The following is a 21,511-nucleotide window of genomic DNA, read 5'->3' as shown; positions in this document are numbered from 1 at the left end:
CAACTGACAACCGAAACTGATTATGTGCGGAATTGTAGGTTTTTACGGCCCCGAGGATGTTGCTCACGACATCGTGTTTGGCCTGACGGCGCTCCAGCACCGGGGGCAGGATGCGGCCGGTATGGCTACGTTTGATGGCAACTTCCACCTGTGCAAAGGCAACGGGCTGATTTCCGACGTATTCCGGCCCAAGCAGCTGCGCAAGCTGAAGGGCAACATTGGTATCGGCCACGCCCGCTACACCACCCAGGGCTCGGGCGATGCCGAGCTGGCTCAGCCGTTCACCACCAGCTACCCATTCGGGCTGGCCATGGTGCACAACGGCAACGTCATCAACTTCCGCTCGGCGGCCAAGCGCCTGCACGAAAAGTACCACGTGCTGCCTAAAACCAGCAACGACTTGGAGCTGATCATGTACACCTTCGCCTCCGAGTTGCGCCTCAAAAACCTCGATGCGCTGTCGGTTGTCGATATTTTTGATGCAGTAGAAACTACCCAGGAACTGGTTAAGGGGGCCTACGCCACCGTGACCATCATTGCCGGCCACGGCATGCTGGCCTTCACAGACCCGCTGGGTATCCGGCCGCTGGTGCTGGGCCGCCGCATGACCGAAAACGGCCCCGTGTTCGCCTTCACCTCCGAGAGCACCTGCTTCGATTACCTGGGCTTCGAGTTCGTGAAGAACGTGGGGCCGGGCCAGGCCATCTTCATTGATAACAACTTCGAGGTGCATTACAAGAACCCGTACAGCCTGCCCAAGGCGTTCTGCGTGTTCGAGCACATCTACTTCGCCCGCGAAGATTCCACCATTCATGGCCGGCTGGTGGCCCGCGAGCGGGTGCGGCTGGGTAAAATGCTGGCCCGCAAGGTGATTGAGTCGGGTATTCAGCCCGATATGGTGATTGACGTGCCCTCGTCGGGCTACTTTGCGGCCTCGGGGCTGGCTGAGGCCATTGGCGTGCCCTACCGCCGGGCGTTGGTGAAGAACAACCACATGGGCCGCTCGTTCATCGTCAGCAGCCAGGCCGGCCGCGAGGATATCGTGCGCAAAAAGCTTAACCCCATCCGCGAATTCGTGGAGGGCAAGAAGATTGCGGTGGTCGACGACAGCATCGTGCGCGGCACTACCTCGCGGCGCATCGTGCGGATTCTGCGCGACGCCGGCGCGGCCGAGGTGTACTTTATCAGCAGCGCCCCGCCCATCATCGCGCCCTGCATCTACGGCATCGATATGGCCATGAGCACCGAGCTGATTGCGGCCAACTACACTGAGGAGGAAATCTGCCGCTACATTGAGGCCGACAAGGTAATATACCAATCGGTAGAAGACTTGCAGGAGCTGTTTGCCGAGGACAAGGGCCACGGCGGCGGCTGCTTCGCCTGCTTCACCGGCAATTACCCCACCGGCGACATCACCAAGTACCTGGGCCACATCCAGGAGGAGCGCGAAAGCCACCGCGGCGACAAACCGAAAAAGCCTGCTGCGGATGTCGTGCCCTCGGTAAGCGCCAAAGCCCCGGCCCCCACAGAGCACTAATTGTCAGTTTGTGCTGGAGGGCATAGGCTGAACGAGGTAGAGACGCAATATTTTGCGTCTCGTCGTTGAACAGTCGGACGAGCAAAAACTAAACAACATCAGCAACTACGAGACGCAAGACATTGCGTCTCTATAGACTTCCGCATGAGCCAGACTTCCGCCGATACCAACCTCAAAGCCACTGCCGGTTATTCCATCGAAGAAGGCAACGCCGCCTCGCGCAACGCCTACGAATGGGCCCAGAAAACCTTCGCCACCCGCGCTGGCAAGCCTGGTGAGCCGGCCCGGGACCTAGCCGGTGGCTTCTCCAACGAAATCCGGTTCGGCAATGAGCGGCTGGGCATCGGTTCCGACGGTATCGGGACCAAAATTGAAGTGGCCGAACGCCTCGACCGCTACGACACGCTGGGCTACGACCTGATTGCGATGGTGGCCGACGACCTCATTGTGGCCGGCTTCGTACCCACCAACCTTTCCAACATCATCGACGTGAACACGCTCGATTACACGGTGGTCGATGAGCTCATGCACGGCTTACATGATGCGGCCCAGTTCAGCCAGATAGCCGTAACGGGCGGCGAAATTGCCGAGCTCGGCAACCGCATCGGTGGCTACCCCGGCGCCCGCATGAATTTCAACTGGTGCTCGACGGCCGTGGGGGTGTTGCACCCGAGCCTAGAGCGCCCCTTGAGCGGCTCCAACGTGCGCGCCGGGCAGGCCGTGGTGGCGTTGCACTCGCCCTCGTTCCGCTCCAACGGCTACTCGCTGGCCCGCCGGGCCCTCACCAAGGCCTTCGGCGAAAAGTGGCACGAAGCGCCCTACAGTGAAGAAAAGACGGCTGCTCTGAAATCTGACAACCAACAACTGACAACTGCCAACGCTAAAACCTGGGGCGAAGTCATGCTGGCGCCCTCGCTCATCTACTCGCCGGGCATAGCGGCGGTGCTCGATGCGGGCCTGCCACTGCACGCGGCCGCCCACATCACCGGTGGCGGGCTGGCCGACAACTTCAAGCGAGTACTCAAAAACGGCGTTGGGGCCGAGCTGAGCAACCTGTTCGAGCCGCTGCCCGCCATGCAGCAGCTTTCCAGTCTGGCCGGCATCACGCCTCCGGAAGCTTACCTCTACTGGAACATGGGCAACGGTATGTTGCTGGTAACCGACCAGGATCAGGCGGCTGCCGTGGTAGCCAGTCTGCGCGTTAGCGGTTACCGGGCCCAAGTGGCGGGCCGCATCACGGCCGAGCCGGGCGTGACGTTGCACGTGGGCGCGGGCGAGCTGCGCTACGAAGGATAGGCAGTAACGGTAATTTCGCCTTAGCGGGGCAGCCGCATTGTAACCTCGGTGCCACCGCCAAGCTGGCTGCTGATGCTGAGCATGCCCCCGTGGCCCTGCACGATAATATCGTAGCTCAGCGACAGACCCAGACCGGTGCCCTCGCCGGGTGGTTTGGTGGTGAAAAAGGGTAGCAGCGCCTTCTGGCGGGTTTCTTCGCTCATACCGATGCCGTTGTCCAGAATCCGGACCTGCACCTGCCGGGCCAGCAGACTGGTGTGTACCTCCAGCTTGAGGGGACTGTCTGACAGGCCCTGGTTGCGGCGTTGTGCCAGGGCATAAAAGGCATTGGCGAACAAATTGAGCAGCACCCGGCCTACATCCTGGGGTACCAGCCGCACCGCCGGCAGCTGGGGGCTCAGGTCGGTAACGAGGGTGGCGTTGAAGCTAGGGTCTTTTGACCGGAACAGCTGGTAAGCCATTGCCAGGTGGTCGGTAACCAACGTATTCAGGTTAACAGTTTCGTATACTCCGGCGCTAGCCTGCGAGTGTTGCAGCATGCCTTTCACTATGCTGTCGGCGCGGTGGCCGTGCTGGCTTATCTTGTGGAGGTTATCTGTGAGCGTGGCCAGCAGCTCGGTTGCGTAGGCTTTTTCGGCTTCCGGCAGCTGCTGCCAGGGGCCGTCCATAAACTCCTCCACCAACTCGGTGCTCACCTCCGAGAAGTTGTTGACGAAGTTGAGCGGGTTCTGAATTTCGTGCGCAATGCCGGCCGTCAGCTCGCCCAGTGAGGCCATTTTTTCGCGCTGAATGAGTTGGTTCTGGGTCGATTTGAGTCGGTCCAGGGCTTGGGTCAGGTCGGCCAGTGCCCGGGTTAAATCATCGCGCTGGCGGGCAACCTGAGTATTCTGGGCATTCAGGTGGCGGTTGATGCGCTGCTTGAGGTGCACATTGCGGCCCAGCAGCCCTACTACCAAAACGAGGCCCGCAAAGCCGGCCAGTAGCGCGTACAGTTGCAGGCGTTGGCGGGCACTTCTCTGGGCCTGTAGCTGCCGGGTCTGCGTGAGCAGGGCAATCTGGGTTTCCTTCTGGTCGAGTTCGTAGCCGTAGCGCAGGGCGCTGGTTTTGCGCTGCGTGGCCTCGCCGGCCAGCGTATCCTGGTAAGCCGAAAATAAGCGCTGTTGCTGGTAGGCCGCCGGGTAATTGTTCAGTTCGGCGTAGGCCTTGGCCAGCAGTTCGGTAGCTGCGGCCAGGTTGCCGTTGCTGCGGGTTTTTCGGCTCAGTTCCCGGGCGTGGCTGGCCAGCATCAGCGTGCTGTCGGGTTGGTGCAGCAGCAGGAACGCCCGCGCCAGTAGCAACTCCACCGACGGCTGGTTGAAATCGTCCTGGGTGCTCCTGACCAGCGTGCGGGCCAGCCGGCCGTGCAGCAGGGCCCGAACCGGCTGGCCTTGCTCAATGTATACCTCGGCCAGCCCGATTTCATTGGCCAGCTGGTTCTGCATGTCACCCATCCGGCGGCACACGGCCACCGCCCGCCTGAAATACCGAAGGGCTTCGGGCCAATTGCGCAGCCGCTGGTATACGCTGCCCAGGCTATTAAGCACGGCCGCCACTACCTGGTCGTCGCTCAGACGGTGGCCGTCGCGCAGGGCCCGGTCGAGTATGGGTAGGGCGCTGGCGTAGTCGCCCAGCTTGCCGTAGGTGTCCCCAATAATAGCCCGTAGTTGTGTCTGTACTCCCAGGTCAGCGGTTTGCTCGGCCAGGCGCAGCCCGCGCAGCCCCCAGGTCAGCGCGGCCGTCAGGTTGGTTTGCTGCGCGTCAATCAAACTCAGTTCGAGGCAGGCGCGCGCCTCGCGGGGCCGGTCGCGGCGGCGGGCGTATAGCTGCTGGGCCAGCAGGGTATAATGCCGGGCCGAGTCGTAATTGGGTAAACGGCGTTGCAGAATGCTGAGCCAGAGTAGGCTACGACCGATGGAAGGCGTGTCGGCGAGTTGGCGCGAGATTCGTAAAGCCTGGTGGCTCAGCTGTAGGGCCTGCGGGGCATTCACGGCTGCCAGCTCCATTACCAGTTCATGCAGGCGCTGTACCCGCACGGTATCGAGCCGCCGGTTGGTTCGCAGCAGCTGGCGCAGGCTGTCGGCGTTGCGGCTCTGCGCGCAGCCCGGCCGCTGCTCAATCAGCCCCGATACCAGACCCAGCCATAGCAACAGCAGCCCGCCGATACGCCGGAAGGGCAAACCGAATAAGCCGGGTGGGCCGGTGAAAGGCGGCGGGTGGCCCTGGTTCATTTGGGTGGGTAAACCGGGTTGTTGATAACGCCAATCTGGTTGCCCTCGGGGTCTAAAACGATAAATCCTCGTACCTGCGTTACCCCCTCTGTGTTGGTGCTGGCGTCAGTAGGGCGTACTTCGGATGACGAGGAACGACTGCTGTCGAGCTGACGCATCTTGCTGAAAAGACCACCGTTGAACTTGTTGGACCGGTTAGCGCTCAGCGTCTCAAATTTGGCCACCACATCATCCGGCGTTGGCAGTGTCCAGTAAAACACCGGCTCGCGCAACTGTAAAAACTGCGGGTTGGTTTCCAGTCGCACCTCTGCACCGTCTACATTGAACAGGGCGTAAGGATATGGCACGCCTTGTTCTACACGCGTGGGAGGCTTACCAAAAAAGTCGGTGTACCAGGCAATGGCAGCGGGTAGCCGGTCGGCGCTGCTTACTGGGTACACAAGCGTTTTCTGGGTCGAAAAACCGGCAACAGGCTTGTCCTGGGCCTGGGTCAGTACGGGCCAAAGCAGCAACAGCAGCAGCGAAATCCACAGGGGCATCTTCATAAGTCGGGGGAAGTGCCTTTTTGTGCTGGCAGCAGCAACGGTATCCGACCGGTACGCCTGAGAAGCGGAGCGAACGAACCGGCCGGGCCGGTAAAAGGCAGTGGGACCTTAGGTTATTTGCGGGGCTTGTAAATGGGGTTGTTGATAACGCCGACCTCATTGCCTTCGGGGTCATACACGATAAAACCTGTAACGTTCTTCACGTTTTCGGAAGCTATGCCATTGCTGGCTGGCTGTCCAGTAGCCCGAACATAGCTGAAGTTGCGCAGGCTCTTAAAAATCAAACGTTTTTTGATTCTGCTCGTCTCCTTCAACGTGTCAAGTTTGGCTATTACTGCCTCCGGCGTTGGCAGCATCCAGTAAAACAGAGGCTCCTTTAGCCCTAGGTACTTCGGGTCGGTTTCCAGCCTTACCTGCGTGCCGTCCACTATAAATACGGCGTAGGGGTTAGGTACATCCTTTCGTAAGGTGTCGTGTGGTATACCGAAAAACTTAGTGTACCATTTGACGGCGTTATCCAGACGGGCGGTGTCGCTTACTGGATACACCACTGTTCTTTGGGTTTTAAAGCGTAGGTCATTCGTCTCTTGGGCACGTACTGCCAGGGGCGCGAGCAGCAGCAATAAAAACAAAGTAACGTTTCTCATAGACCAGAAAGGAGAAAGATGACCAAGCCAGGCAAGTACATCAGGAGACGCTGTACCTGCTTCTACCCGAGGTGATATAATCGACGTATCATAGTACTAAGTTAATAAAAAATAAGGATATATATTGATTTGAAAATAATAATATTAGACACCTTTGCGGATGCCAAATAGTTTGATAGTCAGTATTTTGTAAGATTTAAGCGGGTGGCCTACAGCACTGCCGCCAGCGCTGGTCGGCAGCAACGCAAAGCACGTTTGGCCACGCAGGGCCCATACGGCGGCCCCTGGTAGATTTGGTCAGCACTCCAGTAAAGCAAGGACCTTTGCCGCGCTAGGTTTTTGCTAGCTTCGGTAATGGCTTCAAATGATACCGCCGGCTATTTTCTCGACGATAGTTTCAGCCAGCGCGCCCACATGTGGCCGGCGCTGCTGGCGTGGGTGTTACCCGAAGCGAATTATCTGGAGCTAAACCGGTTCCTGCTGAAAGGCCCGCTACCCGATATGCTACGAGAAGCGCAAATGACGCGGCCGCAACAGATAGCGCGGATTTTTGGCGCTACGCACCGGTTCTGGCTGACGCCCGCCCTACGTACCTATTGCCAGACGCTAGCCTACGGCGACTGGCAAGAGGGCGACTTCGAAGACCCCGCTTTTTACCACGACGACCAGCTGTTGCTGGCTACCATCAGCCATGAAGATCACGTGGTGATGCAACTCAATGAAACCGAAAAAGCCCTGCTCAACGAGCAAGGCTTTGATTTCTGGTGTCAGAGGTCGGCGTAAGCCGGCGGCTCTGTGGGTTGCTCAGCGGCTCAGCGTAATTATCGGCGTAGTACCTTCCAGCAGTGTCAGGCCCTCGGCGCTCAGTTGGTAGGTGAGGGTTTTGGAGCCTAGGGCAGCCAGCAGGCCGGCTTCGGGGCTATTAGGCGGGCAGGCCATGCGGGTAGTCGCCAATGGCCCGAACGTGATGCCCGTGCCGCTGATAGCGTAGGTACCCATCAAGCGGTTGCAGCCCGTCGAGCCCGACACTTTGTTGGTGGCAGTATCGAAGCTTAGAATCGCTCCGTCGGCGGCCTCGGCAGGCAGGGCTGCGCCGTTGAGCGTGCGGATACGCCACTCGCCGGCCAGCACGGCCGGGTCGAGCGTGGCGGTAGAGACTGACATATCGGGGCTGGCGGTGGTATCGGCTACCGGCTCGGTGGTTTTGGCGGTGCAACTGGCCAGGGCTAGCACACTCAGGAGGGTATAAAAAATACGACGAACCATGGGGTGAGGCATTAGTGGCTAAAGAGAAGCGTAAAGCCGCGTTAGGTGTAGTTTAGGTAGCGGAGAGCCTGGCACCTGTCCAGTGATCCGGCGGAGGTTCTGTAAACTGAAGGCTTACATTTTTTGAACCGGAAACTCATCAAGGATATCCTTGGCAACGCGGCCGAACTCGCTGCCCAGGCGGGCAGGGTCATTCACGGCATCCATCACAGAACCACGCCACACCAAGTTATTGGTACTGGAATCAACAAAGTCCAGAATAAGAGTACCCTCCTGATAGGTTTGGGTGCGGTAGCTGGTGCGGTAACGGGGAGAGGCGTACCAATAGCCGTAGTTGATGGGCAGGTAGCCACCGCGGTACGATACGGCGTAGGGGAAGGCGTAGCCCGCAGGCTGTGGGGTGGCTACCGTCCGCTCAGCCTCATCAATGTACAGGTGATAAGTAAGGTAAAAGTCGGGCTTGGTGTCGCCGGTAGCCTGGCGGATGCCCCGTTTGGCCAGCTCAGAGCTGATGGACTGTTGAATCTGGCCATCGTTGAGGCTGCTTTGATAAATCGGATTCTGCGAATCGGCCGATTTTACCTCGGTTTTGGCCCAATCGTACGTGCGGTACTGGCTGAAATCGGTGCCGGGTTTCTTCTGCACTGTAACGGCCGGCGAACAGCCAGCTATAAGGGCCACAAGGGCAAAAAGTAGCGGTAAGAGCGTGTTTTTCATGGGGGTCGGATCGTTTAGAATAAGCAATAGTGTCCTTATTTAACTCGTTCACCCGTGGGCAGGTTACAGAGTTTTTTGGTCGGCGCCCGCTTCTATATCGCGCAGAATGCTTGAGCTGAGTTGCTCTCAGCTGCCTGTGCCGAAAAAAAAGACCCTACTGTCAGCACAGACAGCAGAGTCTTTTTTTTCGGTACAGGCAGTGCGGCGGCACCTACTGCGCCAGGTGCCGCCGCACTGCGCGTGGTGGTGTAAATTATCAGCAGGTGCTGTCGTCGAGGCCACAAGCGGCACCGTCGGCCCCCACAATGGCCTCGTGGCGGGGCTGCGTTTCGCCCCAGGCTTTTTCCAGCACTTCGGCGAATAGTTCGGCGGGCTGGGCACCCGACACGGCGTACTTATCGGCAAATACAAAATAGGGCACGCCCCGCACGCCAATTTGTTGGGCCTCGTATTCATCGTGCCGCACCTGCTGCTCGAACTCGCGCGAGGCCAGCACGGCCGTCACCTCAGCGTCGGGCAGTTCTAGGTCAGCCCCGAGGCGGCGTAGTACGCTGTGGTCATTGATATCGAGTCCCTCTTCCAGATAAGCCTGAAAAAGACGCTCCTTGGCCGCATCCTGGCGGCCGTGACGGGTGGCCAAATGAATGAGGCGGTGAGCATCGAACGAATTGGCCGGTACCAGACTGTCGAAGTCGAAAGCGAGTCCTTCTTCGGCGGCCATCTGGGTCATGTTGGCGCTCATCTGGCGGGCCCACTCCTCGGTGTTACCATATTTGCGGGCCAGGCGTACGTATTGGTTTTCGCCGGGCGTGGGGTCAGCATTAGGGTCGAGTTCGAAGCTGCGCCATTCCACCTGCACATCGGCAGTATGGGCAAAACCAGCCAGCGCCTTTTCGAGGCGGCGCTTGCCGATGTAGCAGAAGGGGCAGAGAATGTCGGACCAGATTTCGATTTTCATACGAATAGAGGATTATGGCGGGAGAGTTAGCGATAAGCCGACCGCGCCCGAAAAGTTTAGGTGCGCCATCCAACGGCCAGTGTCCGGCGGCCTACTTGAGTAGCTTGATACTGACTACCTGGCCCGGCTCGCGAACCGCAAATTTGCAGTCGTCGAATGCGGGCGGGGCCAGGCGGGGGCGCACGTTGTTGGAGAAGGCAAAGGGCTCAGTCGGGATACCGAGAAAGTTCTTGTCCACTTTGTCGTTGTTATTCAGATCCTGGGTGATAACTACGGCCCATTCGCCGGGTGGCAACTGCACCGGCAGGCGCACCTGGCGCTGGCCGTTGGGCTTCACCACCCGCATAAAGGCGTAGCCTTTAGGGACAAGGAAAGTCTCGCGCACGTTGTAGAAGTAGAGTTTCACGGCCGAACTCTCCGAAGCCAGCGCCGATACGACCACGGTTACTGCCAGCCCACTTTCCGGAAATATGGGAGCGGCCCCCGGGCTTGGTAAAAAGCTGCCCGGAGTTGGCGGGGTAGCAACCGCCGACTGCAGGGTGGTGCAAAGCACGCTCAATAAAGGGAGCAGAATACGCATAAATAATAGCAGGGAGGATGGACGTCAGGTATACGGCTCCAACAGCCCGGCGGTCAAAAACATTCGGTTAGCGGCCGGCCTCAGGGCTGCCCGGCTACCGTCAGGGCAGCCTCGGCCATGGCGGGCTGGCCCGCCAGGCTCACACCTTCAATCGAAGCGCGGAAGGTGCCGGCCTGGTCGGCCGTGTAAAAGCTGACCCGGGCGCGCCCCGAGGTCGGCACTGTCAGGCGGGGCTGCCAGTAAAGAGTGGTGGCGCGTGGGTCGGGCTTCTCAGAACTGCGGCCGGCATCGTAGCGCGGAGCATAAAATTCGCGGGTTCGGTGAAACACCGGCAACTGGCGCACGGCCACCCCGGCGGCGGGTACGTTGGAGTAGTCGCCGAGGCCGCGCTTGGTGTACACGGCAATAACCCCGCTTGCCCCCTGCGAACCGTAAATGGTCGCGTTGGCCCCCATCAGTACCTCAATCCGGTCAACATCGGTGGGAGGGATACTCAATAGCGCATCCGGGTTAAGTAAGGGAAGTCCGTCGAGTAAGAACAGTGGGCTATTAGAACCAGCCATCGACGTGATACCTCGTAGCTGAGCCGAGTAAGAAATACCATTCGGAGTTAGAGTCAGGCCCGCAACCCGCCCCTGCAACATCTGAAATATATTTTGATAGCTTTCTATATTGGAAAAATCGCGGGCGTACAGAACGCTGCTAGCCTGTGAAGTACGGTGAAGCCTGAAACCAGAGTTTTCAGGTTCCTTCCTGCCTCTAATATCCACATTGCGCAGTATAATGCCGCTGGTCGAGTCGGGCCGATATATCCGTTCGAGCTGCTGCTGGCGGCGGCTGCGCTGCCCATAGGCAACTACCTCAGCCGAGGCTAACACAACGGGGGAGAGTGGAGCCGGCGGCCTCCAGCCCGCCGGAACTGGGCGGGGCCACCACTCATTGAGCTGCAGTAGCAAGTTGCTGCTCCCCTTTGCTGTACGGCCCTGCAGCAGTATTTTGGTTGAATCCTGGCCCGGAAAGCCCGTGAAAAGAAAATTGCCATTGGCGTCGGCTTTGCTCACCACGATATCTTTCTGCTTCCCTATTAGGAGCATCAATTCTCCATTTGGTACGAGCTTATCGTTACCGCGTACCAGTTGGCCAGCCACCACGATTCCGCGCTCCAGCGGATATCGGTAGCCGGCCGCTGCCGTGCCTGGCTCACCCAGTACCTGCTGCCAGGTAAAGCGGCTCCAGCCCTGGGTGAGGAGCAGGTCGTCGAGGGCCCGCCGGGTTTCCGGTGTGCGCGACTGCAGATAGTATGCCGGACTCTCCACGTAGCCGCGTAGCTCCGAGGTCAGTAGTAGGTGGGCCCTTACGGTGGTGGCGTCGCCAGCCTCAGCAGGTAGTCCGGGCGTGCCGGCCACGGTCAATGAGAGTTCGGCCGGGGCGGGTTGGCCATCAGAAGTTGTTACTTCCACTTCCATATTCACCAGTTCGCGGGGGCCGTAGGTGGCTTTATCAGGGCGCAGGCGCACCTGCAGCGGCCGGGCCTCAGTCACGAATACCAGCCGCTCAGCCTGGGCCACCTGCTGGCCGTCGAAGAGGCTGACGTGCAACAAACCAGCCGGAGCGGCAGACCGGGCAATGGTGGCCTGGAAGGTTTCACCCGGCCCGATCTGGCCCTGGCCGGCGTACACGGGCTGGCCTCGTACGTGTGCCAGCAGTTGCAGGGGCGCTGTTGCAGTTGTCGCGCCCGCCGGGGGCTGGTAGCGCACAAACACCCGGAAGTCGTCGCCTACTTCGCGCACATTCAGCACCCAGCCGCTTGCGCGCACGGCTGGCAGCGGATAAGTAGCCGTCGAGCCATCGGGCAGTGTTACGCGGGCCTCATATTTCTGTCCGGGCTGCGGTGTAAAGCCGAACGAGCTCATGCCCAGCGCCGGCGTGCTGAAGCGTGCTACCTCCCGCTTGTTGCCATCAATTATTACGCCGGCCAGCGCCAGTCCGCGGCCTCCGGCCTGCGCTGCCTTCACGCCTACCGTCGTCTGCAAGCCGGCCACGTACTCGCCGCCTTCGGGGAAAAACTGCACATCGGGTTTAGTGGCGGCCTCCAGGGCGCGGGCCGTGCGCCGGGCTAGTTGCGCCTGGCGCATGACCGAGGTTTCGGCGCCGATGCTAACTGGTGCCGACGCCTGCCACACCGGTATGCGGCGCGTAAAAAACAGACCCGCGTCGGAGTTGCGCATCCAACTGGTGTAAGCCCGTAGCGTGTACACGCCCGAGCGCAATGTGTCGGGCAGTACCATGTCGCCGGTAGCCAGCCCATCGGTGAGAGCCAAGGTGCGCTTGAGCAGAACTTGGCGGTCGGGGGCTACCACATCCACATAGAGCACCTTACTGAGCGAATCGGGCTGGTGGGAGCTGGCATCGAGCAGATAGGCCTTGAACCAGAGCGTTTCGCCGGCCACATAGGCGGCTTGGTCGAGGTGCAGGTAGCTGACTTCGGGCTGAGTAGCTTCATAAAAAGCCATTACTTGCCGTAGTAAGTGTAGTGGCTTTGGCACCGTATCGAAGCCGAAAGACAGAGCACCGACGGCCAGCAGCGTAGAAAGGGCGCCAATACGACGGCAGTAGCTGTTTTTCATAAGATGTAAAGTAAAGATCGAATCAGGGAACTAATTATTTAGAAAGCTGCAAACAGCTGTCCACTTCAACAGTCTAATGCAACTTTTTGTGCTTTTTTTCTATCCCATTATCTGACTCTTGGTCACAATTTCAGAACCTCTTGGTTTTCCTATGAAAACGCCCCGCCGACTACCCGTTGTCCTGCTCGCGCTAATGCTACCTACCAGCCTGCTGCTTGGCAGTTGCAGCAAGGACAACGAGCCCATGCCCGCGCCGCTCTACCTGCTCGACCAATCGTGGCAGCTCATCGAAGCAGAGGGAATACCGGTGGTAACAACGGCGGGCGGTGTTGCCACCAGCCTAACGCTCAGCTCCGTCGATAACTTTAGCGCGGGCCAGGCTTGGTGCAACCAGTACGGCGGTACGTTTATGCTGGTGCCCGGCACCTCCTACCTCACGTTCTCAGGGCAGGCCAGTACACGCGCCACCTGCGCCGAGCAGCAGCAGGAAACCCGCTACCTCAACCTGCTGCCTGAGGTGCGTCGCTACACCATCACCCAGCGTCAGCTCCAGCTATTCGACTCGGAGCGCCCCCAGCCGCTGCTGGTATTTGAGGTGAAGTAGGTGCTCAGGAATATAGGGCTTGCGCTAAGCCCTCAATCAAAACCCAATGTTGAGTACCAATGGCTGCACCTCCCAGGTGCCAAAGTAAGAGTTGTACACCGTGCGCAAGCCCACTTCCAGAGGTGTGCGCAGCCGGAGCGGGTTGAAAACGGCTGATACGTCGAGGCCGGCCGAGTGGTAGGAGCGGCGCAACGGCCCCGACTCGCCCCGGACGTAATCGAGGAAAACATTGGCTTTGAGGCGCTGCACATAGAGCAGGCGCGTGAGTTGCCAATGCACATCGGCCAGAGGCAGCCGGTACTCGCCGCTGAGCGACGTGAGCCGGTCGAAGCTCAGATAGGGCAGACCCCGGGGGTAGAAAACGGCCGCTCCAAACCGGTACTCGCGCTGCTGCTGGTACTGGTAACCGGCCCGCAACCGCAAAGCGTGGTGCAGCCCGATGCCAGGCAGAAACAGGCTGCCCTGCGCCGCTAGCTGCCGGGCCTGCAAACCTTTAGCCCCAAAGGGTGTGTCGCGGCCAGTTAGCAGCAGACTTTGGCCCCAGCGCGGCGCTACGTCGCGGTAGCTTTGGCGCAGCGTGCGGCTGAAGCTAACGGTGCCCAGCAGCGCGTGCAGCGGCTGGCGGCCCACCTCGTTCGTAAACTGCGCCGGTAGCTCGTAGCCCCGGGTTTGCTCCAGCTGATAAAACGCGCCCACGCTAAGCGAAGTCAGCATGCGGGAGGTAGTAAGCACCAGCGGCAGGCGGCTGCCCACACTCAGGCGGGTGTAGCGCCACCGGTCCTCGGCCACGCCGCCGCCGTTGGGTAACAGCAGGGCCGCCTGCCGCCCACCGTCTTCTATTCCGAAATCGAGCACCGGCCCCAAGCCTTGGTAGCTGACATCGGCAAACACGCGGCCGGTGCGCTCGGTGCCGTCGAAGCCCAGGCCCGCCACGGCCTGGGTGGTGCTCAGCACGTCCTGGGCGCGCAAACCGAGGCTCAGGCCGGTGCTGCCCGGGCTCTGCACAAAACCCCAGCCATAGAGGTTGGGCGCGTGGGGTAGGCGGCGGTAGCGGCGCGGCGTCAACGTCGGCCCGGCCACCGAATCGAGGGGCAGCAGCGGGCCTACGGTAGACGTGCCCGGCTCGCGGGCCGTCAGCTCGTCGGCATACAGGTCGGCAGGCGCAACAGCGCCGCTACCAGCCGGCAGAGCAGCCGGCCAGGTGGCGGGTCGCAGCGGCATCTCCGTCACCCGGCTGCCCTGAGCCCTTATTTCGTGGAACGCCAGCCTTTGCCCGTCGGGGCTGATGGTGGCGTGGTAGCTGCCCACTGGCCGGCTGGTTACCGGCTGCACCTGGCCGGTGCTTACCTGCACGGCATACACTTCATCCTGCCCGTTGCGGGGCGAGTTAAACAGTACATAATCCTGCCAGGGCTGCGGGTGCGAAATGTTGTCGTTGGTGGCCGGCAGCACGGTCTGAGTCGTGCCCGATTCCACATCGAGCAGCTCCAGGCGCTTGCCCGCCGTTGCCAGCCGCACCACGGCCGCCGTGCGCTCGCCATCAGCCCCGGCCCCGAAACGCGGATGCAGGTAGGGCTCGTTGGCCGGGTTTTCGAAGGTGCGCAGCACGCGGCCGGTTTCGGTGTCGAGCAGGTGCAGGCGGTGCTGGTAGGCCGAGTCGGTGCTCACGGCCAGCAGCCGGCCACCGTCGGGCGAAAGTACGGCGGCCGTGTAGCGAGTGCGGCGGCTGGGCCGGCTCAGGCGGCCGGTGGCCAAGTCGAGCACCCGTAGCTCGGAGTACACCTGCTGCTGCCAGCGCGGGTGGTAGCGAAACTCCAGCCACGCGGCCTTGCCGCCGCCTACCGACAGCTGTTCGGGGTTGTGATGCAGGCCCAGCACCAGCCGGGTGCGCTCGGGCTGGCCGCGGCTCAGCTCCACCAGCCGGGGCGTGTGGCCCAGCCCACTCTTAAGGGCCAGCACGGTGCTGTCGGTCAGGTATTGCGGGTACTGGTATTCGGTAAAGACTTTTCCAGAAGCTTCCACTGCAAAGTCGCGGGCCGGCGTCAGGTTCCGGCCGGTTTGCTGGGCTCTCCAGAGGCTGTCGAGCTCCTGGGTGGTTTGGGTGTAGAGGTCGTCGGAGCGCAGGCCGGTGAGGCGGCGAAGCTTGTCGGAAAACGAGAAAGGGTAAACCGGGAAATCGTAGTACTTGTCGAGCACGCCAGCCCAGGCGGTGGGGCCGGCGGTGCGCTTAAGGCGGGTGCTGAGGTAGTAGCCCAGCACGTAGTGGTCGGGCACGTAGTGACGGAACGAGCCGCCCGTGGCCTCGGCGTAGGAGTAGCGCCGACCGGCCAGCAGGTTGGCCCGGTAGTAGGCCCCGAAGTTCGGAATCCGGCCCCGGCCGCTGCGCGTGAGGGCCGTTTCGGTGCCCACCGCGTCGCCCTCAGCAAACCAGTCGGGCACGCCCAGCGTGGCTAGGCCCAGCCCACCGAATCCGCCGAACAGGTAGCCCAGCTGCCCTATGCCCCGGTGGGCCTTATCGAACTGCACCACGTGGCGGTACTCGTGCACCGTCAGCTGGTCGAGCCAATCGAGCGTGCCCACTAGGTAGGGGTTCTGGGGGAAGGTGGTGAAGAACTCGGAGTGGCGCGGCAGCAGCGTCACGAAGCCGTTGCCAATGGTAGTGCGGGTTTGCAGCACAACCGTAACGGGCCGGGCGGCCGCCCCCAGCGAGGCGGCGGCCGGTTCGTGCACCTGTTCCAGCCGGTGGGCCGTGCGCCGGGCCTGCTCCTCGAACCCCTCCGGGTACACCACCTGGAAATGCGGCGTGCGTACCTCGTGCCAGCGCACCCGGGCAGGCACCTGCTGTTCAATGGGCAGCAGGGTTTGGGCAGCAGCGGGCACGGTGGCCAGCAACGCCAGCGCGGCAGAAAGTAGAATACGCACGGACAAAACAGGTTAGCGGGTCCCGAAGAAACCACCCGGCCGGCCCGAATGCAAACCCCGTCGCACGTCCGGGCAGGGGCGGGGCTGCGTAGATAGGCGCGGCCCCACCCGGCCGGCAAACTTTCTGCCGCAACACTTTGTCTGTAAACACATGACCAACCTACTGAAAAACGGCTTTGCCGCCGTCTGCATCCTGCTGCTGACCGCCTGTTCTGAGCGGCCCGCCGAAGCCCAGAAAACTGCTACCGCCCAGGGTTCGACTGCCGTGCGCTCCACGGCGGGGCCCGCACCGGCCGATATGACTGGCTTGGCCACGGCCGACTTTGCCGGGGGCTGCTTCTGGTGTACCGAGGAAGTATTCGAGGAGATAAAGGGCGTAAAAGCCGTGGTGTCGGGCTATAGCGGCGGCTCCGAGGCCAATCCCACCTATGAGCAGGTGGGCCGCGGCGAAACCGGCCACGCCGAGTCCATTCAGCTGTACTACGACCCCAAAGTAGTAAGCTATGCCACGCTGATTGACGTGTTTTTCCGCGCTGCCCACGACCCCACCACCCTCAACCGTCAGGGTCCCGATGCCGGCCCACAGTACCGCTCAGTCGCCTTCTACCGCACTCCTGAAGAGAAGAAAATCATTAACGATGCCATTGCGCGGGTGAATGCCAGCAAGCAGTACGGCGACCCCATCGTAACGCAGGTGGTGCCGTTCAAAAAGTTCTGGCCCGCCGAAGGCTACCACCAAGGCTACTACCGCCTGCACCCCGAATCGGGCTACGTGCAGAACGTGTCGGTGCCCAAAGTGGAGAAGTTTCGCAAGAAATTCCCCGAACTGTTGAAGAACCCGCTGTAGAGTTTGAAGCGCATTGGTATAGAACGTCATTCAGAGCGAAGCGAAGAATCTCGCGGGCCAAGGTAAACTCAACATCAGGAGTTACTTTGGCCCGCGAGATTCTTCGCTTCGCTCTGAATGACGTTCCGTTTTCCCGTAAGCTATTCCCACCTATGTCTACCCCCGCCTTCACTTCCAAGCTGCCCGATGTGGGCACCAGTATCTTTTCGGTAATGACCCAGCTGGCCCAGGACCATGAGGCCATCAATCTGGCCCAGGGCTTCCCGGATTACGACCCGCCCCAGCCGCTGTTGGAGGCGCTGGCCCGCCACGTGCTCACACCCGGCCACCAGCAGTACGCGCCCATGCCCGGCCTGCCGCGGCTGCGCGAAGCCATCAGTCAGCAAACTGCCCTTCGCTACGGCTATACGCCCGACCCGGCCACCGAAATCACCGTCACCAGCGGCGCCACCGAAGGCCTGTATGCCGTAATGGCCGCCGTGGTGCGCCCGGGCGATGAGGTGCTGCTGTTGGAGCCGGCCTACGATTTGTATGCCCCGGCCGTGCGCCTGCAGGGCGGCGTGCCGGTATACGTGCCGCTGTCGGCGCCCGACTTCCGGCCCGACTGGGACCGGGTGGCGGCGGCCCTCTCGCCCCGCACCCGGCTCGTGCTTATCAACTCGCCCCACAATCCCACCGGCGCTGTGCTTTCGGCTGACGACCTCGACACGTTGGCTGGCCTGCTGCGCGACACCGACACGCTGCTACTCAGCGACGAAGTGTACGAGCACATGGTGTTCGACGGGGCACAGCACAACAGCGTATCGGCCTACCCCGAGCTGCGGGCGCGGGCCTTCGTGCTGTCGTCGTTTGGCAAAACCTACCACGCCACTGGGTGGAAGGTTGGCTACTGCCTGGCCCCGCCAACCCTCACGGCCGAGCTGCGCCGGGTGCACCAGTTTATCACCTTCAGCGTGAGCACGCCCACCCAGCACGCGCTGGCCGACGTTGTGCCCGATGCTGCGCTGTACGAAACGCTGCCCGCATTTTATCAGCAGAAGCGCGACCTACTGCGCGAATTGCTGGCACCTACCGGCTTCGAGTTGCTGCCTTCCGGGGGCGGCTACTTCCAGGTGGCCGGTTTCGGGGCTCTGGCCCCGGGCCTCGACGACCGCACATTTACCCGCCGGCTCACTCAGGAAAGCGGCGTGGCCGTGGTGCCGCTGTCGGCCTTCTACCACGACGGCCACGATGCCCAACTGGTGCGTTTCTGCTTTGCTAAAACCGAGGAAACCCTGCGCGCCGCCGCCGCACGGCTAACCGGCCTACAGGAGGCCGACTGGGTGAAGCAAGCCACCAGGTAGAAAGCGGGCTCGTTTATTTATCTTATTTTTAGGATATACCGCTGCCTCAAACTGCCTTTGCCTTGTCCAATCTTGCCGTTTCCTTCATCCAGACCAGCCTGCACTGGCACGAGCCGGAGGCCAACCGGCAGCACCTGGAGCGCCAGGCCGCTACCATTTCGGTTCCCACCGATCTGCTGGTGCTGCCCGAAATGTTCACGACCGGCTTCAGCATGACGCCCCAGGGGCTGGCCGAGCCCACCAACGGCCCCACCCTGGCCTGGATGCAGCAATTGGCCTCCACCCACGATGCGGTGGTAACCGGCAGCCTGATGGTGGAGGAAGCCGGAAAGTATTTCAACCGGTTGCTGTGGGTGCGCCCCGATGGCTCGTGGAGCCACTACGACAAGCGCCACCGCTTTACCATGGCCGGCGAGCATACTGTGTACGAGGCCGGCACGGCGCGGCTGATTGAGGAGTGGCGCGGCTGGCGCATCTGCCCGCTGGTGTGCTACGATCTGCGCTTCCCCGTCTGGAGCCGCAACAACCCGGCCGCGCCCTACGACCTGCTACTGTACACCGCCAACTGGCCCGCCGCTCGCCGCACTGCCTGGACAGCGCTGCTCCGGGCCCGGGCCATCGAAAACGTGGCCTACACGATGGGCGTCAACCGCATCGGCCGCGATGGTAACGGTGCCGACTATGCCGGCGACTCGGCCCTTATCGATATGCGCGGAGACTACCTCGTCGAAGTCGGCAACCAAGCCACTACCATCACCCGTACCCTGCGCCGCGACGAGCTATTGGAATTCCGGCAGCGTTTCCCCGCTTTGCAGGATGCCGACTCGTTTGAAGTATTGCAGTAAAGGCGGATGGTGTTGAGGCTATTTTGAGACGTATAAGCACGTCATGCTGAGCCTGCCGAAGCATCTCTACCGCTTCGCATAACGTTGCAAAAAAGCGGTACAGATGCTCCGGCAGGCTCAGCATGACGTGCTTATAGCTCCACTACTTCTTCACTTCCAGCCGTTGCACACGCACGCTGCCGGCTTCGTTCTGGCAGCGCACCAGATATACGCCGGTAGCCAGGCCGGTTACCGATACCTGATGCACACGGGCGGGCGCCGTTTGGGGGCGCACCGTGCGGCCCAGCAAGTCGAGCACCGTCAGACGTACGGGTTCTGTGGCTTCTACAGTGGCCTGGGCAGTGGCGGGGTTTGGGAACACGCGCACCTCGGGGCCAGAGCGGTCTATTGGGGTAGGGGAGGAGGTGATTAAGCCGCCACGACCCACAAACGAACTGATGCCGCCGGTTTCCTGGCCCAGAAACAGTTCCGGAATCCCGTCACCGTTTACATCGGCGGCGGCCGGTACTAAGCGCATATCGAAGGAGCCGCCCCAGCGGGCCGCTTCCAGCTGCTGGTTGAGAGGGTTGAAGACGATGTTCGTGCGGCCCGCAAAGGCGGCGGACTGGGTGCGCAGGTCAGTAAAGAACTGAATGGTGCCGTCGGTGGCGGCCGTGAGCAGGTCGGGGCGGCCGTCGCGGTCGAAATCGGCTACGGCTGGGCTCAAATAGCCGGGCAATGTGCCATCGAGGTTTCGCAGTTGGCCGTAGTCGTTGTTTTCGAGCCGGAAACGCTGGCTTAGCTCACCGGTGCCGGAGTTGCGGTAGTAGCGCAACGGCCCACCCGGAAAGGCCGTTGAGGCGCCAGTTACGCCCATCAGCAAATCGGGGTGGCCGTCGCCATCCATATCGGCCACGGCGGGCATGGTATAGCGCTGGTTCGGCATGTTCGGTAGTTCCACGGCAGCCGTCAGGTCGAAGGCAGGTGGCTGGCCGGCAGCGGCCGTGTTCAGCACGTAGCTTACGGTACCGACCCCGCCTTTCAGGCTGAAGGATGAATAAAGTAGATCGGGCCGGCCATCTTCGTTGAGGTCGGCTAGCACTGGGCGCAACGCCGCCAGCTTGCGGCGGCTCAGGCCTAGGTAGTCGGCATCAAACAGCTCAAAAATCGGTTTCTGTCGGGTGCCCACGTTGCGGTAGTAGCGCAGCGCGGCCCGGAAGGTCCCGCCGCCATCGGGGCGGTTGAGGCTACCCACCAGCATATCGGTCAGCCCGTCGCCATCAAGATCGGCGAAGGTCGGGGCGGCCTGCTCACCTACATCCAGCATATCGGGGTGCAGAAACCCGGCCGGCTCGCGGGCCAGCTTCGGACCGGTGGCCGCGCCGGTGTTGCGGTACAGCTGCACCGCATTGCGGGTATCCACCGTGTCGTTGTTGTCGCGGTTGTCGAACAGATTGGGCGCCAGCAGTAGGTCGGGTCGGCCATCAAAGTTTACGTCGGCGGGGTAGGCGGCGGCTAGGTTGGGCACCCGCGGGGCTTGGCCATTAAAGGGAGCGGGCGCATTCAAGCCGGCCGCCGTGAAGCGGGCCAGCTCAGCAGTTCCCTCGTTGCGCAGGATGGTTACTTCGGCGCAGTTCGTGCGGCCGGTCAGCAGGTCAGCGCGGCCGTCGCCGTCCACATCAAACACGGCCAGGTTGTAGCCCGTGTTGTGGGTGGGCCGCAACGGGGCAGGCCGGCACTGGTCGGGGGCGAAGGTGAAGCCGCCGCAGCCGTGGCCGCAGATGCGTACGCCGCCCCAATAGTCGGAGCCCAGCCCGAAGCTCAGGCCTCCGCAGGCCGCGGTGCTGGTGTTGCGGTAAAAATACAGGCTAGGCGTGTTAGTGCCGAACTCGGTGGTTACAATGTCGAGGCGGCCGTCGCCGTCCACGTCTTCAATGGCGGGCATATTGTCGCCGCCCACCGCAATGTTGATGTTGCCGCCGATGCTGGGCGCGAAATATGTGAGCACCGTAGTGATGAGCCGGAAAGCCGGCCGGCCCTGCGCGTCGGGCTCGTTGCGGAACACGCGAATGTTGCTGCCCCGCTCGTCGGCCGTAAACAGGTCGGGGCGGCCGTCGCAGTCGTAGTCGCGCAGCAGCACCCAGCTGCGCAGGCCCTGTGGGAACAGGCCCGCGTATTCGGGGGCGAACTGCCAGGTGCGGCCGGTAGCCGTGGCCACGCTCAAAAACGGGAGCACCCGGTTGCCGATGCGGTCGAATACCAGCAGGTCGGGTTGCTGGTCGGCATTGAGGTCGAGGTTGGAAAACTGGGGCGAGTTAAGGCCCCCGGCCCAGGCTTGGCGCAGCGTGTCGCCGCCCTGCACTACTTTTGCCACCGGCCGGAACTCAAAGCCGAACCCGGCGCCCTGCTGGGCTATGGCCTGATTTGCGCCGGCCAGCACCACCACAGCCAGCCCTAGCAGCCAGTTCCAGTTTTTCGGAGAAGAAATAGTCATGGGCGGAATTTCGTTTAGCTTCTAAATTTAGGTACAA

The 21,511-nt window shown here is 61.6% G+C and carries 17 protein-coding genes; 7 read left to right on the top strand and 10 right to left on the bottom strand.

Features of this window, described 5'->3' with window-relative positions:
- Positions 1 to 22 precede the first annotated feature (22 nt).
- Together purF and HW556_RS01300 are read left to right on the top strand one after the other, a co-directional pair.
- Positions 23 to 1,537, top strand: a complete 1,515-nt coding sequence (purF, locus tag HW556_RS01305; RefSeq protein WP_176897253.1) for an amidophosphoribosyltransferase — start codon at positions 23 to 25, stop codon at positions 1,535 to 1,537.
- Positions 1,538 to 1,681: 144 nt separating this feature from the next.
- Positions 1,682 to 2,833: an AIR synthase-related protein gene (locus HW556_RS01300; protein WP_176897252.1), complete on the top strand. Its 1,152-nt coding sequence runs from the start codon at positions 1,682 to 1,684 to the stop codon at positions 2,831 to 2,833.
- A 20-nt stretch (positions 2,834 to 2,853) separates the two neighbouring features.
- On the opposite strand, the gene HW556_RS01295 is transcribed toward HW556_RS01300, so the two are convergent.
- From HW556_RS01295 to HW556_RS01285, 3 genes are all read right to left on the bottom strand, one after another.
- Complete coding sequence (locus HW556_RS01295) at positions 2,854 to 5,100, bottom strand: tetratricopeptide repeat protein (protein WP_176897251.1); 2,247 nt, start codon at positions 5,098 to 5,100, stop codon at positions 2,854 to 2,856.
- Positions 5,097 to 5,645, bottom strand: a complete 549-nt coding sequence (locus HW556_RS01290) for a VOC family protein (RefSeq protein WP_176897250.1) — start codon at positions 5,643 to 5,645, stop codon at positions 5,097 to 5,099. The genes HW556_RS01295 and HW556_RS01290 overlap by 4 nt, the downstream gene beginning before the upstream one ends.
- A 113-nt stretch (positions 5,646 to 5,758) precedes the next feature.
- Positions 5,759 to 6,277: a hypothetical protein gene (locus HW556_RS01285; protein ID WP_176897249.1), complete on the bottom strand. Its 519-nt coding sequence runs from the start codon at positions 6,275 to 6,277 to the stop codon at positions 5,759 to 5,761.
- Positions 6,278 to 6,646: 369 nt separating this feature from the next.
- Here HW556_RS01285 and HW556_RS01280 point away from each other — a divergent pair, with 369 nt between their 5' ends.
- Positions 6,647 to 7,075 carry a hypothetical protein gene (locus tag HW556_RS01280; protein WP_176897248.1) on the top strand — a complete coding sequence of 143 codons (429 nt, stop codon included), beginning with the start codon at positions 6,647 to 6,649 and terminating at the stop codon, positions 7,073 to 7,075.
- A gap of 21 nt (positions 7,076 to 7,096) precedes the next feature.
- On the opposite strand, the gene HW556_RS01275 is transcribed toward HW556_RS01280, so the two are convergent.
- The 5 genes from HW556_RS01275 to HW556_RS01255 all read right to left on the bottom strand — a co-directional run bounded on the left by HW556_RS01275 (position 7,097) and on the right by HW556_RS01255 (position 12,440).
- Entirely contained in the window at positions 7,097 to 7,558 is a 462-nt protein-coding gene (locus HW556_RS01275; protein ID WP_218136837.1) for an META domain-containing protein, read from the bottom strand.
- Between the two features lie 114 nt (positions 7,559 to 7,672).
- Complete coding sequence (locus tag HW556_RS01270; protein WP_176897246.1) at positions 7,673 to 8,275, bottom strand: DUF4136 domain-containing protein; 603 nt, start codon at positions 8,273 to 8,275, stop codon at positions 7,673 to 7,675.
- A 256-nt stretch (positions 8,276 to 8,531) separates the two neighbouring features.
- Entirely contained in the window at positions 8,532 to 9,233 is a 702-nt protein-coding gene (locus HW556_RS01265; protein WP_176897245.1) for a DsbA family oxidoreductase, read from the bottom strand.
- Positions 9,234 to 9,324: 91 nt separating this feature from the next.
- Positions 9,325 to 9,813, bottom strand: a complete 489-nt coding sequence (locus tag HW556_RS01260) for a DUF2141 domain-containing protein (protein ID WP_176897243.1) — start codon at positions 9,811 to 9,813, stop codon at positions 9,325 to 9,327.
- 80 nt (positions 9,814 to 9,893) lie between these two features.
- Positions 9,894 to 12,440, bottom strand: coding sequence for a TonB-dependent receptor plug domain-containing protein (locus HW556_RS01255; RefSeq protein ID WP_176897241.1), 2,547 nt, complete (start codon positions 12,438 to 12,440; stop codon positions 9,894 to 9,896).
- 151 nt (positions 12,441 to 12,591) lie between these two features.
- Here HW556_RS01255 and HW556_RS01250 point away from each other — a divergent pair, with 151 nt between their 5' ends.
- The gene (locus HW556_RS01250) at positions 12,592 to 13,044 is read left to right on the top strand and encodes an META domain-containing protein (RefSeq protein WP_176897237.1); all 453 of its coding nucleotides are present in this window, start codon (positions 12,592 to 12,594) and stop codon (positions 13,042 to 13,044) included.
- 36 nt (positions 13,045 to 13,080) lie between these two features.
- Here HW556_RS01250 and HW556_RS01245 read toward each other — a convergent pair whose 3' ends face one another.
- A complete protein-coding gene (locus HW556_RS01245) occupies positions 13,081 to 15,966 on the bottom strand; it encodes a TolB family protein (protein WP_317170461.1) in 2,886 nt (961 codons plus the stop codon).
- A gap of 151 nt (positions 15,967 to 16,117) precedes the next feature.
- Here HW556_RS01245 and msrA point away from each other — a divergent pair, with 151 nt between their 5' ends.
- The 3 genes from msrA (at position 16,118) to HW556_RS01230 (ending at position 19,001) form a co-directional block, all read left to right on the top strand.
- Positions 16,118 to 16,813, top strand: coding sequence for a peptide-methionine (S)-S-oxide reductase MsrA (gene msrA / locus HW556_RS01240; RefSeq protein ID WP_176897231.1), 696 nt, complete (start codon positions 16,118 to 16,120; stop codon positions 16,811 to 16,813).
- 152 nt (positions 16,814 to 16,965) lie between these two features.
- Positions 16,966 to 18,156 (top strand): methionine aminotransferase, encoded by a 1,191-nt coding sequence (locus HW556_RS01235; RefSeq protein WP_176897229.1) that lies wholly within the window; start codon positions 16,966 to 16,968, stop codon positions 18,154 to 18,156.
- Between the two features lie 62 nt (positions 18,157 to 18,218).
- Positions 18,219 to 19,001 carry an amidohydrolase gene (locus HW556_RS01230; RefSeq protein WP_176897226.1) on the top strand — a complete coding sequence of 261 codons (783 nt, stop codon included), beginning with the start codon at positions 18,219 to 18,221 and terminating at the stop codon, positions 18,999 to 19,001.
- A 142-nt stretch (positions 19,002 to 19,143) separates the two neighbouring features.
- Here HW556_RS01230 and HW556_RS01225 read toward each other — a convergent pair whose 3' ends face one another.
- Complete coding sequence (locus HW556_RS01225; protein WP_176897224.1) at positions 19,144 to 21,474, bottom strand: T9SS type A sorting domain-containing protein; 2,331 nt, start codon at positions 21,472 to 21,474, stop codon at positions 19,144 to 19,146.
- Positions 21,475 to 21,511: the final 37 nt, after the last annotated feature.

Source organism: Hymenobacter terrestris, assembly GCF_013377905.1.
GTDB classification, from domain to species: domain Bacteria; phylum Bacteroidota; class Bacteroidia; order Cytophagales; family Hymenobacteraceae; genus Hymenobacter; species Hymenobacter terrestris.
The sequence above is the reverse complement of the archived record's forward strand: the minus strand, read 5'-3'. Positions and strand labels throughout refer to the sequence as shown.

What these genes read in the sequence shown, in the direction of transcription:
- purF (WP_176897253.1), top strand. Translation starts at nt 23, where the DNA reads ATGTGCGGAATTGTAGGTTTTTACGGCCCCGAGGATGTTGCTCACGAC.
- HW556_RS01300 (WP_176897252.1), top strand. Translation starts at nt 1,682, where the DNA reads ATGAGCCAGACTTCCGCCGATACCAACCTCAAAGCCACTGCCGGTTAT.
- HW556_RS01295 (WP_176897251.1), bottom strand. Translation starts at nt 5,100, where the DNA reads ATGAACCAGGGCCACCCGCCGCCTTTCACCGGCCCACCCGGCTTATTC.
- HW556_RS01290 (WP_176897250.1), bottom strand. Translation starts at nt 5,645, where the DNA reads ATGAAGATGCCCCTGTGGATTTCGCTGCTGCTGTTGCTGCTTTGGCCC.
- HW556_RS01280 (WP_176897248.1), top strand. Translation starts at nt 6,647, where the DNA reads ATGGCTTCAAATGATACCGCCGGCTATTTTCTCGACGATAGTTTCAGC.
- HW556_RS01275 (WP_218136837.1), bottom strand. Translation starts at nt 7,558, where the DNA reads ATGGTTCGTCGTATTTTTTATACCCTCCTGAGTGTGCTAGCCCTGGCC.
- HW556_RS01270 (WP_176897246.1), bottom strand. Translation starts at nt 8,275, where the DNA reads ATGAAAAACACGCTCTTACCGCTACTTTTTGCCCTTGTGGCCCTTATA.
- HW556_RS01265 (WP_176897245.1), bottom strand. Translation starts at nt 9,233, where the DNA reads ATGAAAATCGAAATCTGGTCCGACATTCTCTGCCCCTTCTGCTACATC.
- HW556_RS01260 (WP_176897243.1), bottom strand. Translation starts at nt 9,813, where the DNA reads ATGCGTATTCTGCTCCCTTTATTGAGCGTGCTTTGCACCACCCTGCAG.
- HW556_RS01255 (WP_176897241.1), bottom strand. Translation starts at nt 12,440, where the DNA reads ATGAAAAACAGCTACTGCCGTCGTATTGGCGCCCTTTCTACGCTGCTG.
- HW556_RS01250 (WP_176897237.1), top strand. Translation starts at nt 12,592, where the DNA reads ATGAAAACGCCCCGCCGACTACCCGTTGTCCTGCTCGCGCTAATGCTA.
- msrA (WP_176897231.1), top strand. Translation starts at nt 16,118, where the DNA reads ATGACCAACCTACTGAAAAACGGCTTTGCCGCCGTCTGCATCCTGCTG.
- HW556_RS01235 (WP_176897229.1), top strand. Translation starts at nt 16,966, where the DNA reads ATGTCTACCCCCGCCTTCACTTCCAAGCTGCCCGATGTGGGCACCAGT.
- HW556_RS01225 (WP_176897224.1), bottom strand. Translation starts at nt 21,474, where the DNA reads ATGACTATTTCTTCTCCGAAAAACTGGAACTGGCTGCTAGGGCTGGCT.